The organism is Colwellia maritima (genome assembly GCF_022669015.1).
Taxonomy (GTDB): domain Bacteria; phylum Pseudomonadota; class Gammaproteobacteria; order Enterobacterales; family Alteromonadaceae; genus Colwellia; species Colwellia maritima.
The window spans coordinates 500,065-513,666 of the sequence record NZ_JAKKSL010000001.1 but is presented as its reverse complement, the minus strand read 5'-3'; the positions used below and the strand labels follow the sequence as shown (position 1 = coordinate 513,666).

At 36.5% G+C, this 13,602-nt stretch carries 14 protein-coding genes; 4 read left to right on the top strand and 10 right to left on the bottom strand.

Features of this window, described 5'->3' with window-relative positions:
* The first annotated feature begins 14 nt into the window (after nucleotides 1-14).
* The 3 genes from ftsE to rpoH all read left to right on the top strand — a co-directional run bounded on the left by ftsE (nucleotide 15) and on the right by rpoH (nucleotide 2,795).
* Nucleotides 15-713, top strand: coding sequence for a cell division ATP-binding protein FtsE (gene ftsE, locus L3081_RS02515; RefSeq protein WP_242283231.1), 699 nt, complete (start codon nucleotides 15-17; stop codon nucleotides 711-713).
* Nucleotides 706-1,683 (top strand): permease-like cell division protein FtsX, encoded by a 978-nt coding sequence (gene ftsX / locus L3081_RS02510; RefSeq protein WP_242283229.1) that lies wholly within the window; start codon nucleotides 706-708, stop codon nucleotides 1,681-1,683. The genes ftsE and ftsX overlap by 8 nt, the downstream gene beginning before the upstream one ends.
* Before the next feature lie 257 nt (nucleotides 1,684-1,940).
* Nucleotides 1,941-2,795 (top strand): RNA polymerase sigma factor RpoH, encoded by an 855-nt coding sequence (gene rpoH / locus L3081_RS02505; protein WP_242283227.1) that lies wholly within the window; start codon nucleotides 1,941-1,943, stop codon nucleotides 2,793-2,795.
* 275 nt (nucleotides 2,796-3,070) lie between these two features.
* Here the strand turns inward: rpoH and L3081_RS02500 are convergent, their stop codons facing one another.
* The 9 genes from L3081_RS02500 to L3081_RS02460 form a co-directional block, all read right to left on the bottom strand.
* Nucleotides 3,071-3,685: a PEP-CTERM sorting domain-containing protein gene (locus L3081_RS02500; protein WP_242283226.1), complete on the bottom strand. Its 615-nt coding sequence runs from the start codon at nucleotides 3,683-3,685 to the stop codon at nucleotides 3,071-3,073.
* A gap of 11 nt (nucleotides 3,686-3,696) precedes the next feature.
* Nucleotides 3,697-4,998, bottom strand: coding sequence for an ExeM/NucH family extracellular endonuclease (locus L3081_RS02495; RefSeq protein ID WP_242283224.1), 1,302 nt, complete (start codon nucleotides 4,996-4,998; stop codon nucleotides 3,697-3,699).
* Nucleotides 4,995-7,676, bottom strand: coding sequence for an endonuclease (locus tag L3081_RS02490; RefSeq protein WP_242283222.1), 2,682 nt, complete (start codon nucleotides 7,674-7,676; stop codon nucleotides 4,995-4,997). Before L3081_RS02490 ends, L3081_RS02495 begins: the two co-directional genes overlap by 4 nt.
* Nucleotides 7,677-8,138: 462 nt before the next feature.
* Entirely contained in the window at nucleotides 8,139-9,380 is a 1,242-nt protein-coding gene (locus tag L3081_RS02485) for a DUF4932 domain-containing protein (RefSeq protein ID WP_242283220.1), read from the bottom strand.
* Between the two features lie 240 nt (nucleotides 9,381-9,620).
* Entirely contained in the window at nucleotides 9,621-9,833 is a 213-nt protein-coding gene (locus tag L3081_RS02480) for a hypothetical protein (protein WP_242283218.1), read from the bottom strand.
* A 91-nt stretch (nucleotides 9,834-9,924) separates the two neighbouring features.
* Nucleotides 9,925-10,089 (bottom strand): hypothetical protein, encoded by a 165-nt coding sequence (locus L3081_RS02475; RefSeq protein WP_242283216.1) that lies wholly within the window; start codon nucleotides 10,087-10,089, stop codon nucleotides 9,925-9,927.
* Between the two features lie 116 nt (nucleotides 10,090-10,205).
* Nucleotides 10,206-10,430, bottom strand: a complete 225-nt coding sequence (locus L3081_RS02470) for a hypothetical protein (RefSeq protein ID WP_242283215.1) — start codon at nucleotides 10,428-10,430, stop codon at nucleotides 10,206-10,208.
* Between the two features lie 186 nt (nucleotides 10,431-10,616).
* The gene (locus L3081_RS02465; protein WP_242283213.1) at nucleotides 10,617-11,108 is read right to left on the bottom strand and encodes a DUF3592 domain-containing protein; all 492 of its coding nucleotides are present in this window, start codon (nucleotides 11,106-11,108) and stop codon (nucleotides 10,617-10,619) included.
* Between the two features lie 206 nt (nucleotides 11,109-11,314).
* Nucleotides 11,315-12,208, bottom strand: a complete 894-nt coding sequence (locus L3081_RS02460) for a LysR family transcriptional regulator (protein ID WP_242283210.1) — start codon at nucleotides 12,206-12,208, stop codon at nucleotides 11,315-11,317.
* A gap of 140 nt (nucleotides 12,209-12,348) precedes the next feature.
* On the opposite strand from L3081_RS02460, the gene L3081_RS02455 reads away from it, so the two are divergent.
* On the top strand, nucleotides 12,349-12,981 hold the full coding sequence (locus L3081_RS02455) for an NAD(P)-dependent oxidoreductase (RefSeq protein WP_242283208.1): 633 nt from the start codon (nucleotides 12,349-12,351) through the stop codon (nucleotides 12,979-12,981).
* Nucleotides 12,982-13,272: 291 nt separating this feature from the next.
* On the opposite strand, the gene L3081_RS02450 is transcribed toward L3081_RS02455, so the two are convergent.
* Nucleotides 13,273-13,482, bottom strand: coding sequence for a DUF6463 family protein (locus L3081_RS02450; RefSeq protein WP_242283207.1), 210 nt, complete (start codon nucleotides 13,480-13,482; stop codon nucleotides 13,273-13,275).
* Between the last annotated feature and the right edge of the window lie 120 nt (nucleotides 13,483-13,602).

Sequence of the window (13,602 nt, the reverse complement as noted above, 5' to 3'; positions counted from 1 at the left end):
TAAAAATAATAATTATGATTAGCTTTCACAATGTTAACAAAACTTACCCGGGTGGTTTTCTTGCCTTAAAGCAGGTTAATTTCACGCTACAAGCCGGTGAAATGGCCTTCTTAACAGGACATTCTGGCGCAGGTAAAAGTACATTGCTAAAGCTAATTTCTATGATGGAGAAGCCAAGCTCTGGCAGCATTTTAGTCAACCATACCGAATTAGCGACGATTCAGTACAAACAAATACCTTATGTGCGTCGTGGTATTGGTATGATATTTCAAAGCCATAATTTACTCAAAGACCGTACAATTTTTGATAATGTTGCTTTACCGTTGATTATTGAAGGCGTTAGTCGCAAAGAGATTAAAAAGCGTGTTGAAACAGCCTTAGATAAAGTACATTTAAGCGCTAAACTAAAATGTTTTCCTCACATGCTTTCTGGTGGTGAACAACAACGTGTTGGTATCGCTCGTGCAATAGTCAACAAACCACCTATTTTACTTGCTGATGAACCAACAGGTAATTTAGATCCCAAATTATCCCTCGATATTATTCGCCTTTTTGAAGAATTTAATGCGGCAGGAGTTACAGTGTTAATTGCCACGCATGACCTTGGTTTGATCGCCCGTATGAAATATCGCACCTTAACGTTAAAAGAAGGTACCATGATCAACGATGGTATTGTGGAAGGTTTGCAAGCACAAGGTGTTACTTATGAGTAGCAATAGACATTCGAGTGGTTTGCGTCAACGCAGTTCCCTTTTACAGCGATTACTCACCTTGCCTATTCGCCACTTACAACAAGCGGTTGGTAGTTTAGGTGATTTATGGCGAACACCCTTTACCTCTGTTATGACGGTATTTGTACTGGGTATTAGTTTAGCTTTACCTGCCACATTACATTTATTTGTAAAAAATGCCGAGCAAGTCAGTGAACAATGGGACAGCGCCTCTCAAATCACCTTGTTTTTAACATTATCAACAACTGACAAAAGCGCAAAAAACTTAGTAAAACGAATTAAGTTATACACAGAAGTAAGTGACGTACATTATATTTCTGCCGAACAAGCACTTAAAGAATTCAAAATATTGTCTGGTTTTGGCCAATCACTTGAATATCTTGATAAAAACCCATTACCGGCTACCATTTTAGTCACCCCAACTGAACGTGCCAGTCAGCCAAGTGCTGCTAATGAACTTTTAGTAAAACTAAAACAAGAGCATGAAGTTGACCAAGGTAAATTGGACTTAGAATGGCTCACTCGTCTGGAAGCAATAGCCCAATTAATTGAAGATATCGTTATAGGCGTAGCATTATTATTATGCATGTCTGTCGTGCTTATCGTCGGCAATACTATTCGTTTAGCAATTTTGAACCAAAAAGATGCCATTGCCGTGATGAAACTTGTTGGCGCAACAGACAGCTTTATACAACGCCCCTTTTTATACAGTGGCGTTTGGTATGGTATTTTTGGTGGCATACTCTCCTGGTTAGCAGTGACCCTGCTTGCGCACTATTTAACAAGTGCTATCAGTAAAGTAACCGATTTATACCAAAGTAACTTTCAGCTGCAGGGATTATCTATTGATGAAGCACTTATTTTAATTGCTGTTGCTGTTATTTTGGGCTTGGTTGGAAGTTATATCTCGGTACGTAAACACATACGTGCTATTGAGCCAAATGCTGAGTAATATTTCTTATTATTTATATAAGCCTATCTTATTGTAAATAAAGAACAAATATCACTCGCAACATTATTTAACAACTCTGTCACAAAAAAATTGAAAGATCGTCTTGTTTTGCCCTTTCTATTACGATAATGTTTGTGCTCGCTCAATATTACCTGCTATCTGTATATAGGTAACAAGCCACAATTATGTTACAATTACGTGTGCACAAAATTATATCTTGAGCAAAAAATTTTAGTAAAAAAATAGAGGTTAATTAAATGAGTAATACAATGCAACTTACCGTACCACGAAGTGGCAGTATTGAATCTTACATGCAATCAGCATATAGCATTCCAATGCTTACTGCAGAAGAAGAGCAAGATCTCGCGACTCGCCTTTATGAAGAAAACGATCTGCAAGCAGCACAAAAACTGATTATGTCGCATCTGCGCTTTGTGATTCATGTAGCTAAAGGCTACTCAGGTTATGGTTTAGCCCAAGCAGATTTAGTGCAAGAAGGTAACGTAGGCTTGATGAAAGCCGTTAAACGCTTTAATCCAGAAGTAGGCGTTCGTTTAGTTTCATTTGCTGTACATTGGATCAAAGCTGAAATTCATGAATACGTATTAAAAAACTGGCGTATTGTGAAAGTTGCAACCACTAAAGCACAACGTAAATTGTTCTTTAACCTACGTAAAAACAAAAAGCGTTTAGGTTGGTTTAGCAATGACGAAGTAAATACTGTTGCCGAAACATTAGGTGTTAGCACTAAAGATGTATTGGAAATGGAAAATCGCATGAGCAGCCATGACCAAGCATTTGAATTATCGACTGATGATGATGACAACGCTAGTGCAGGTAACTTCTCACCCGCTTTATACCTTGAAGATAAGCAATCAGACCTTGCTGTTGAAGTAGAAAATGCGAACTGGGAAAACCATGCTAACAGCCGTTTATCAACGGCATTAGTAGCACTTGACGAACGTAGCCAAGATATTATTAACACCCGTTGGTTAGCTGAAGATAAGTCTACATTGCAAGATTTAGCTAATAAATATCAAATTTCAGCTGAGCGTGTACGTCAATTAGAGAAAAACGCACTCAACAAACTTAAAAATACTATGGTGTTATAACACCATTTTAATGTAGTGTTTTATAAACTATTTCAAAAACCGCCTTCTGCCGGTTTTTTTACATCTATGGTTTATGGTTTATGGTTTATGGTTTATGGTTTATGGTTTCAGTAAGCTTAATGTCTTGCTGTTTATAGAACAAGTGCTGATAACCCCTAAGGTAAAATATAAAAGCCCTTATTCAATGAATAAGGGCTTTGCTTAGTGATATAAATAGTAAGGTAAAAACGTTTTCGGTGAATTACATTTCACTGAATGGTTTTTATATAGTAAAACTAATGTGAGGATTTAACGCATTTTTGTCGTATAACGAAGAAACCCATCGCGATTAGCATTAAGAAAACTGTTGATGGCTCTGGCACACCAACAGAATTTCCATTTTTTACTGAATAGGTTTGCCCTATGGCATTTACAGCTAGAAAGTCATCGCCATAGGCATCGCCAATAGCAACCTCAGACAAGTTGACAAAGCTCGCTCCTGTTCCAATAACATTAAAGTCAATACTGGCCAGTACAAAACTGGTTAAACCATCTTGAGCAAAGAATAAATCAGAATCTAACGCATAGCTGATTTCTGATAGAAAAACACGGCCCAACGAAGAGATAATAGATTGGTCACTTGCCCAAAATGGGTCTGGGTCTACATCGAGTTTGTCACCAAAGGCTGCTGAAACAAATTCAATGATAGTGTTATCGAATGTTAAATTAAATTCAAAATCGCCCACTATTTTTTGAAATGTATAATCCAGTTCGATCTCTGAAATAACGATATTTGCGCTGAGAACATCGCCAACATTATAGTCAGTATTATTTAATTCTACCGTGATCAAAGTTGCGTTAGCACTCAATGAAAACAGAAAAGCGGTTAATAACATTGTTAATTTTTTCATTTTATTTCCTTTTATTCTACGGCACAACGAGTACGAGTACATAAAGACATCATTGCTCGTACATCTCTATTATTCACGCTATTGTCGTGGTTGAAGTCGTATTTAATATCGAGTGTGTTAGTACTGCGAACCAGTGTGGTAAATTGGCGAATATCAAGTTGATCTATATCGTTGTCGCCATCAAAATCACCAATCAATATTTCATTGGAATTTAAATTTAGTAACACTATAACGGGATCATGATCTGACGCTCTATAAGCATCATCACCATAATATTTGGTTAATTGCTCAGTAGATTTGAATTCAGTGTTGTAATCAAAAATGCGCGGTTCATCAGCATTTATATGCCAGATAGTGGCATCAACAATTTTTGGCGCTAGGTCAGAAGATGCTAAAGCATGGTCTAAATACCCCACTTCACCACCAAAATTATAAGAATAACCACCAATACCAATGTGATCAGAAATTAAGTTTTTATAACCCTGCATGGTTATTGCGTTAATGGGATCTTCTTTACCATATGAATTAAGGTCGCCAATAATGAGAATGTTGCCATTAGTTGACCCCGTAGGATTAGTATTTAACCAACTAACTAATTCATTGGCTGCTTGTGTTCTAAGCTCGTTCCAACACCCTTGACCATCACCTTGATCTGCATTGTTACCAGTAGCGCTGTCGCAACTGCCTTTAGATTTAAAGTGATTAACAGCAATAGTTAATTCTTTATTATTTGCAATCTCTTTAAAGGTTTGAACAAGGGGTTGACGATTGCCAAAATCAAATGGTGATTGTGATGTTGTTACGGCACTGCCTACCAAAGAAACAGTTGATGGTTTATAGATAAAGCCAACAGTAATTTCGTCACTGCCAATACCAGTTTGGTTTAAGTTTACATAGTTGTATGTATTGTTACCAAGCTGAGTATTTAGCTTATTTACTAGATCTGCTATAGCACTATGACTACCAAAACCGTCATTTTCAATTTCCATCAAACCGACTACATCGGCATTTATGTCAATCAGTGCTGCAACAATTTTATTGCTTTGACGAGCAAATTCTTCCGCACTATCTGCCCCTCTTGAGGTTGGGAAACCTTGACCAGTACCATCACCATTAAAGTAATTGAGTACGTTAAAACTAGCGATTTTTAATGACCCTGTACCGTTAAATTCAGGATTAGAGGTTCTGGCATTTGTTGCCATAAACTGAGGCGTTTGAGTAGGCAAAACACGGAATTCGCTATAGCTATAGTCAATAACCCCAGTTAAGTTTGAAATAGTATCTCCTAAACGTAACGAATTTTGATAACTCAACTCTGGCGCCGAAATGGCACATTTTCAGGGTTTTGTGCGTTATTCATATCATCAAGAATGATTCTGTTTCTACTGTTTTTATCTGCCAAGGCAACAGCTTGTGTTGTGCCTGCAGAATAAATATTAGTCGGTAGAATTAATCGACCGTTAGAAAGCGTTAATTGGCCATACCTTGCTAGGTTATATGTGTCGCTGACAGACAATGTGTCTTCAAAACTCACTAACATACCTTCTATAGCTTCCAAATCGCTTGAGCTTATTACTGGTAATGTCGCAACGGTATGATTAATAGCTTCACCAACACCACAATCTAAAAAGTCTGAAGTAGCGGTTAATTGTGTACGGCCATAATTTTCTTTAACTGTACCTTGAATACGTATTTTATTGCCAATGATAGGGAAGTTTTCAGAGCTATCAGAGTAAACAAAAATCCCCTCTGATGTTGCGTTATTTGCATCTATATCAGTAGTTTCTTCCTGAACAAAATACCCTTTCAAACCTGGCACTACGGCTGTTACCACACCTTCAATAGTCTTTGTTTCGCCAATAACGGTGGATTCAAAGCCACTGCCCTGTATGGTATGAATTTTATTAGATTCATCATTACAAACACCTAACGTGGGTTCTTCTCCAGTATCAGGCACAGTGGCATCAACTAAGTGATAACCTAAGAAATTAAACGTGTTACTTGGGTGAGATTCCCATTGTGCAGCTTTATTAAATGCATCAGTTCTGTCTGTGTCTCCTGACGTTACTGTGGCTAAGCGTACCAAGGTGGTATTAGCACCCCAAGATTGCTTAACCGCATAAATACCTACATTATCAATAATGTTGTCACCATGAAGTAATTCAATGTAGTCATCACCATTGAAATTAACAGCACTCGTAAATTGGTCAATATAAGGTTTTAATTCACTATCATCTGTTATTTGTGTTCCACCTAGCACAATCACATCGTGAGGTAATATTTCACCTGTTAAAGCATAAGTGCCTGTTGCTGTAGCGCTGCCATTAGAATATAGCTTAAAGGTATAGCCCGCTAATGAAATAGTTTCACTGGTTGGGTTATAAATTTCGACAGCTTTGTTGAAACTACTTCCCTCAATATACTCTGAGATGTATAAGTCAATGGCTGTATTGACAGGATCAGGGTCTACTGGTTCAGGCTCAGTGGGATCAGGCTCTACAGGACTTGAACCATCACAAGATTGTGAATACAGCATTGAAACCCATTCAGGGTGGTCAATAAATGGGTTTCTATTCCCTTGAAATTCGTAAATGCTGTCATTCCTGCTTTGTTCAAACTCATCTACAGGATCAGCTTCGCTCCATGCTAACAAAGTACATAATTTTCCTAACTTTGGCTCGCCTGTTGAAGTTAAAGCATCGACTACTTGTAAATCAGGTGTTACCGAGTCAAAGCCGTAACGAGTGTCCATATAGAACACAATACGAGCAACATCACCTTTGACTTGGTCACGAGGTTCAAACGAATCACTGTCAACTCGGTTTTCTGGTGATTCTGCTAATGGCATATCACTATTATCAAAATCTAAATTGCCACGTGACGAATTTACTGAGATATCCGTTGGTCTTAAATGGTGAATATCGGTATAAGCATAAGCACTTGAACTAGGAAAACCATGGCTTTTTGCCCAAGTATGTTCACGGTTCCAGTTATCTTGGTTTGTTGATTGACTACCACTACCATTAGCAAATTTAGGCTTAGTAATGCCGCGATAAAATAAAATAACATTATCAGCATTTAACGGGTCTTCGTCAGTAACCGTTAAAGCAGTCCATACTTCTGAATAAGATAATTGTTTATGGTTAGCAGATATGACTTCGTTAATATCTGCTTTAATATTTTCGGCGCTGTCGTTTGCATTAATTGCATCAATAACTTGTGCATAATAAGCTGCATCATTAAATTCAGCTGCATTGGCGATACGACTTAAATCTGGACAATTAAAACAAGCATTAGTTACTGTTGCATTATTGCTATCATCACCATTGTTATTATCGCCACTATCGTTGTCGTCACCGCCGTCACCATTTCCGCTATCGGTGTCAGTAAAAGTTTGCCCAATATTTACATCACCAAAGGTATTTACACTAGCCGCTTGCCACGTTGTGCCATTAAACTGTAATGAATAACCAACCGGCGTAGTACTGGTTTCAGCCACACCAATATCAGTACTCAATAAGCCATTTGCAGGACCATTTGTAGCAACAAGCGTCCCTTCATAACTTAAAAATTCAACAACATTACCGTTTGCATCAACTAAGGCAAGCCCGTCTGGCGCACCGTTTTGAATTCCATTAGCAGGGTAATTAAATGGCACAGCTCCAAATCCATCTTGTTGATCTGGAATAATGCCTGAAAGTTCTAGTGCACTGTTATAGGTTGCCCCGCCCTTTCCGTTATATAAAACAACTTGCCATCCTGATAAATCAGTACCTGCTAAACCTGCGATTTCTATTGCTTCGCCTACATCACCACCCGCATTGTCATAGTGAATTTCGTTAATAAAAACATCTGCTGCAAATGCTGTTTGCGTAACGGAAAAGCAAAATGCTGAGATGAGCATTGCTTTTATTACCGAAGATTTAGGTTTTTCAGTTATCGTTATGCCAAGTGAATTTTTCTGCCGAAAGGCCAATTGTTTCTCTTGCATTGTGCTTCTCTCTATATTGTTAAAGTGTGTAAAGCGACACTATCTGTTTGGTTTTAAAATGATTGTCTTTAAAAATACGTGCTATTGTCTGGTCGTTTCTTGCGCTTACCTGCCAAAAGCCGAGGCAAAGCAGCACCTTTTTATTTAAAAAGGTGCTAAATTTTAAGCAAAGAATGTTACTGTTTTGTTATTTAATCATGACAATTTTATAAAACCTGACTAATTAGTCAGTCGTTAATTAATTGTAAAATATTGATTATTTTTGAAATAAATCCATTTGGTTATAAGGTCGGAAATATAGGCTTATACCAAGTCTATTAAGTTATTTTCTCGATTGGATTGAAAACGTGGGTAATATAAAAGGGAAATATTATATAGCGTTAATGCATCATAGTTTTACTACTGTGCGGGAAAACTCTTAACTAGCAGCTAAAAGTCCCTCTTCATACTACCAATGAGATGCTAACCATGCATTTTGCGTTTAGTATTTTTAGTGTTTTTTCGTATCCGGCGTATTATTGCAGGATAAAGATCTGTGATTTTTTCTTCAGTCGATTTGTTTTTATACAAACGAATCAATTCATTATTAAAAGCTTTAAAACGATAAAAGCCTCTCTTATTCACCATAAAGTCTTCAGTATAGTTTTTTATAAATTGATATTCTTGCGTAGTATAATTATCCATTGCGTATAAAGAGACTAATGACCACGTCATATACTCATTGAATGTCAAATAAGGTTTATTATATCCACCGCCTTTATACCATGACTTTAAATCGGGAAAAGCAGTATTTATATCATCTATATATTTGTCTGAGATTGGATTAACGTATGTATGATCAATTTCAGTAAAAAACGAACGGGTGAATTTTAACGCTTGAATTGATACGTCATCATTTTCATAACGGTTGGGTGCGCTAATAAACATAATAGATTCATTAAAATCATTATGAGCAAACATGCGGGAACTGTTATTACCTGCTCCTAACGGGGAAAAGAAAACCTTATAACTGTGGTACCTAGCCGGAAAGTGAGATTCTAACCACCTCCAAATACTTTTAGGCTTAGCACCTGCTTGAAAAACGTTACTTAACCTTGAGTAATACCCTTGATGTTGTTTATAAAACGTTTTGAAATCGCTCTTCTTAGCGAAATCTTCTAACACGCTAATATTTTCTTTAACTTCATCAATGGCTCGAAAGCCTTTGTATAAAGAGGACTGTTCTATTTTATCAGCATTAAAGACATACGCTGCCGCATTTTCAACTAATGAATAATAGTCAACGTCATCGAGTTTCATAAATATTTCATGGTCTTTAAACGGAGAAAACCATGTTAAAACATCGGCGTAATAATCGCCTATAGCTCGCATTTTATAATTAGATTGATGAAACTTGTCCGATAAAGTTAATATTATATTACTAAGCTCATACACTTCAGGCGTTTCAACACTGACTTTCCCTGTATGCTCTTGAACATATTGATTATTATAACTAGCAGGGTTAGTCTGTATATTGAATGAAATCGTTTTCACTTTTTTATTAAATTGTAAATATACTTGCTCGAAAGCAATGTTTTTACCCGAGACAAATAAATTTTTGCCCTTATATTTAATTTCAGCTTTTGGATTATTTCCCCAATAAGTTAAGTTAACCACCTTATTTTCAGGCAAGGTGTTAAAATCTAAATTCTGACTAAAAAACACATCTTGTACCACTCAAAATTTGGATTTTCTAATTCTATATAATGCTCACTTGCTTGCGTTAACTCAATTGCACAAAGCAATAAAGCTAACAGTATATATTTCATCCTAATTTATCCTTCAAAATTCATTGCTGACGTTAGCTTCATATAAAAGCTCTGTTAATAAGGAAAGTGTAGTCAAGCTAAAAATGTATAACACAAAACTAACCAACTGTAATTTATCCATTTAACCCGCTTTTGTTTACTTCAATTTGAAACTATTTACATTAGGTATTAGTATTTCTTTATCCACGTCCCAGTCATTTTCAGCGCCTGTAGCAGTAACTAGATATACATGATTGTCTTTTTTAACTGCTTTAGCATACCAATGAAGATCGAACCCTTGCATTGTTCCCTTGTATTCAAAGGTTATTGAATTGTCCTTTTCTTCTAACGAAATAATAGATAAGCCCATTTGCTTAAATTGACCCTCAGATAATTCTTTATATTGCGTGATAGTGCCAGAATAAGCCTGAATTTGAATATTTACATTTGCAGCAAAACCATTATTTGTTTGGGAGAAACATTTGAAGTGGCTGAATCACACCTGTTGTAGGGCTAGAATCCAAACTATCAATTGAAAAACCTGATTTTGTAAATTCCAATGTTTCTGCATGAGCAAATGAAAATACAAAACTCGTTGCACATAGAATTACTTTAAAAATACGCATAAACTCCAAACTCCCTTGTATATGTTGTCCCAATAAGGACTTAAATGATAATTAACTAAAATATAAAACGAACACAACCAACTAATTTTTCAACTTGAATACCTTTGCAGGTCAAGTTAGTCACCACCACCGCAATCGCCTCCACCAGAATCCCCCCAACCGGAGCCACTATCACCGCCCCAACCAGAACCACTGCCATTCGAAGAGGAAAATGCTGATAATATAGTAACAATACCAACAACGAGAAGAACCCGACCTACATCATCTGTTTTTTCAAAAGTAATTCTCTCTCCGCCAAGCCAAATAAAAACAGCCCCGATAATTAAATTGATTATTTTCATGTGTTCTCCCTAACATACAATACCACTAAGTGATGGAATTTATTAGCAAAAATATACAAAGCTCGAGTATAACTAACTGTTTTAGTCTTGCTTTATTGACTTATACTTCAATGGCCCATATCGATAATGTCCTGTGATTTTATAATCACAAACCAATTATTTTAACTTATTGATTTTTGATTATATTTATCTTAACTCTATAATGCCACTCCAAATTAATAAAGGAAAAATCACTGTAACAATGCCAATAATAATTCGAATGTAATGTGTAAAATGTATACCTGGGTTGATTACATTTATTTCAGGAGCAGACGGCTTATAATGTATAAATAAGGGGTTCATCTGTTTTACTAAATTAATTTTATCTTCAGCTTTAGCTTTGGAACCATAGCCGGCACTGAGGTCATATTCAGTTCCTTTGAATTCAGAGCCACCAACAATAAATTTACATTTAATATCAGGGGTATAACTTCTCCCACCCGATCCACTTGAGGTAGACTTCAGCGAAGCCCTTAATAATTTTGCTTCTACTTTGGGCCAATTGTGACTGTCAATGGCTTCTTTTCTTGTAACTATTCCAGTGATAAAAATAAAAACACCTAAAATTATTAACATAACCCAAGCAATACTATCTAGGAATGCATTATTAGTGAACATAGCTGCAGGTGCTACACACATAAACACCGGAGATAATAAGTGGAGTACTTACTTCTACCTGTAGCAACTTTCATAAAACCTTCAGTCATTCGCAAACTTCCTTATAACAACGCTGTATTTATACTCCGCTATCGCAGAGGGTCTAAGCTATCAATCCTGTAGGTGATGGCTAACTGTATCACCATCACCTACGGTTAGAGCCACCAATTTTATTAATTTTTACTATCTTAATTAAAAACATCGATATCTTTTTGCCATTTATTTGCCAAAAAGTCGATAAATGCTCTCACCACTGGTCGCTGATAACTACGAGACAAGTATACTGCCCAAAGTGACATAACAGGCAACGGGGTATCAGGCATCAGTTGTACTAACTCACCACTTTTTAAATAGTGATTTGCTAAATCACATGGCAAATAGGCAATACCTGCACCATTAACCGCAGCTTTAACTAATACTCCAATATCATTCGCTTGAATACTTCCTTTGACAGTGATGGAATATAACTGCTGCCCTTCAATAAAATTCCAATAGCGATGAGGTATATGAATTAAGCAATTATGATCAACAAGCTGTTGAGGTGCGGTAAGTTTGTTATGTGTTTCCAGATATCTTTGGGAGCAGCACAATGCACTTGAGATACGCATTAATCGACGAGCAATAAAGCTCTCGTCTGGTTGCTCCGTGTATCGTAAAGCAAGATCTATGCGCTCTTCCACTAATAATGCATTTTTGTCCGACATGATTAGTTGAATGACAACTTTCGGGTTTGCTGCCGTGAACTCTTCCACCATATCATAAAGTAAATTTTGTCCTAAGCCTATTGGGCTCGCAATTCGAATTTCACCAATCAGCTCTTCATTATGACTACGCGCCAAACTTTCTAAACTAGCTGTTTCATTTAATATCCTTTCACAATGCTGTAAAACATCTAAGCCTGGTGCAGTTAAGCTAACTTTTCGAGTTGTACGATGTAATAACCGAATATTTAACCAATCTTCGACTTCTTTAACATGACGAGTAACCTTAACTCGACTTAAATTTAGCTGTATTGCAGCGTCGGTAAAGCTACCTGTATTGGCGACTTCAACAAAGCTCTTTAGCGCTTCAAACTTATCCATACACACCAACTGTTACATTTAATGAAACAATTATTTGCATAAATCGATATTTATTTCAACAAATAACGAGTTCATAATCCATTCCAAGATAAATAACCTGAGTTTAGGTTAAGCAAATTTTAAACACATTGGAGAATATTATGAAAATAGCAATTATTGGTGCAACAGGTTGGATTGGTTCAACTATTATGGCGGAAGCATTAATGAGAAAACATCATGTTGTTGCAATTAGCCGCGAGGCAAATAAAATTACTCAAGCCGGCGTTACTACTCATTCAGTTGATTTAGAAAATGGCAATGGGTTAAAAGAGGCGTTAGATGGGGTTGATGTTGTTATCGCATCCATAGGTGGAAGAGCTAAAGGCAATCATGGAATAGTAGCTCAAGTTGCGCAGCGATTATTAAATGACTTACCCTCTTTTAATGCCAAACGCTTAATTTGGGTAGGTGGCGGAAGCTTAGAAGTTGCACCAAATGTTCAACTTGTATCGTTACCTGACTTCCCAAATGATTATAAAGATGAAGCCATTGCTCAAGGGCAAGCATTAACCGTATTTAAAAATACTAACAGTACTTTGGATTGGTTATTTGTGAGTCCTGCTGCAGAAATATTTCCTGGTGAACGCACAGGAAGCTATAGAACTGGCGGAGATAATTTACTTACTGACGCGAATGGAGATAGTAAAATATCTGTGCAAGATTATGCAGTAGCCTTATTAGATGAAGCTGAGCAATCAACGCATCATAGTACCCGTATTGGTGTAGCTTATTAACCTCAACTCGGGTTAAGAAGTTTTTAACTCATTGAAAACTAGTGTTTAATTTCCCTCTTATCACTATAATGAGATAGTTTTGCTTAATTCAAGGCAAATTTACGCGTCAATAGCTAGTCTATTGCAAGTGAATTTAACGAAGAAGTTAGTAAAAATAGCCATTATAGAAAGATTTATTAAGCCGAGCTGAGGTTTATTAGTTTACTAATAAATTACTTAAAGTAAAAACCGTCTATAAGACGGTTTTCTTTCAATCAATAAGTTATTTTTCTATGTTTAATTGCTGATAATTTAAAGTTGAACATTAGCTTTTCGGTTTCTTAAAACGATAGCCACTACAGTAGGGTAAATAAGCCAAAAACCTGATGCCGGCATTAATATGACACCCAAACTTGACTCCGCCAGTTTATTCACTGGCTCCAAATTATCAACGATCTCTTTCATTTCAAGAGACACTAAAGAGTATTTCGCTTTAGCTATGTTTAATTGTGCAAGATGCATATGGACCTTCCATGATACCTAAAAAAATCCCATTAAGCTGAAGGCAACTACTGTTATTCCAAAAACCTCCATAAGTAACTTCCTTTTCAAACGATGAAATAATACGAGCCTGCAGAGTTA

Bases quoted from the DNA above. Each gene is read 5' to 3' on its own strand.
- ftsE (WP_242283231.1), top strand. From the start codon at position 15: ATGATTAGCTTTCACAATGTTAACAAAACTTACCCGGGTGGTTTTCTT.
- ftsX (WP_242283229.1), top strand. From the start codon at position 706: ATGAGTAGCAATAGACATTCGAGTGGTTTGCGTCAACGCAGTTCCCTT.
- rpoH (WP_242283227.1), top strand. From the start codon at position 1,941: ATGAGTAATACAATGCAACTTACCGTACCACGAAGTGGCAGTATTGAA.
- L3081_RS02500 (WP_242283226.1), bottom strand. From the start codon at position 3,685: ATGAAAAAATTAACAATGTTATTAACCGCTTTTCTGTTTTCATTGAGT.
- L3081_RS02490 (WP_242283222.1), bottom strand. From the start codon at position 7,676: ATGCAAGAGAAACAATTGGCCTTTCGGCAGAAAAATTCACTTGGCATA.
- L3081_RS02480 (WP_242283218.1), bottom strand. From the start codon at position 9,833: ATGGGCTTATCTATTATTTCGTTAGAAGAAAAGGACAATTCAATAACC.
- L3081_RS02475 (WP_242283216.1), bottom strand. From the start codon at position 10,089: ATGCGTATTTTTAAAGTAATTCTATGTGCAACGAGTTTTGTATTTTCA.
- L3081_RS02470 (WP_242283215.1), bottom strand. From the start codon at position 10,430: ATGAAAATAATCAATTTAATTATCGGGGCTGTTTTTATTTGGCTTGGC.
- L3081_RS02465 (WP_242283213.1), bottom strand. From the start codon at position 11,108: ATGTGTGTAGCACCTGCAGCTATGTTCACTAATAATGCATTCCTAGAT.
- L3081_RS02460 (WP_242283210.1), bottom strand. From the start codon at position 12,208: ATGGATAAGTTTGAAGCGCTAAAGAGCTTTGTTGAAGTCGCCAATACA.
- L3081_RS02455 (WP_242283208.1), top strand. From the start codon at position 12,349: ATGAAAATAGCAATTATTGGTGCAACAGGTTGGATTGGTTCAACTATT.
- L3081_RS02450 (WP_242283207.1), bottom strand. From the start codon at position 13,482: ATGCATCTTGCACAATTAAACATAGCTAAAGCGAAATACTCTTTAGTG.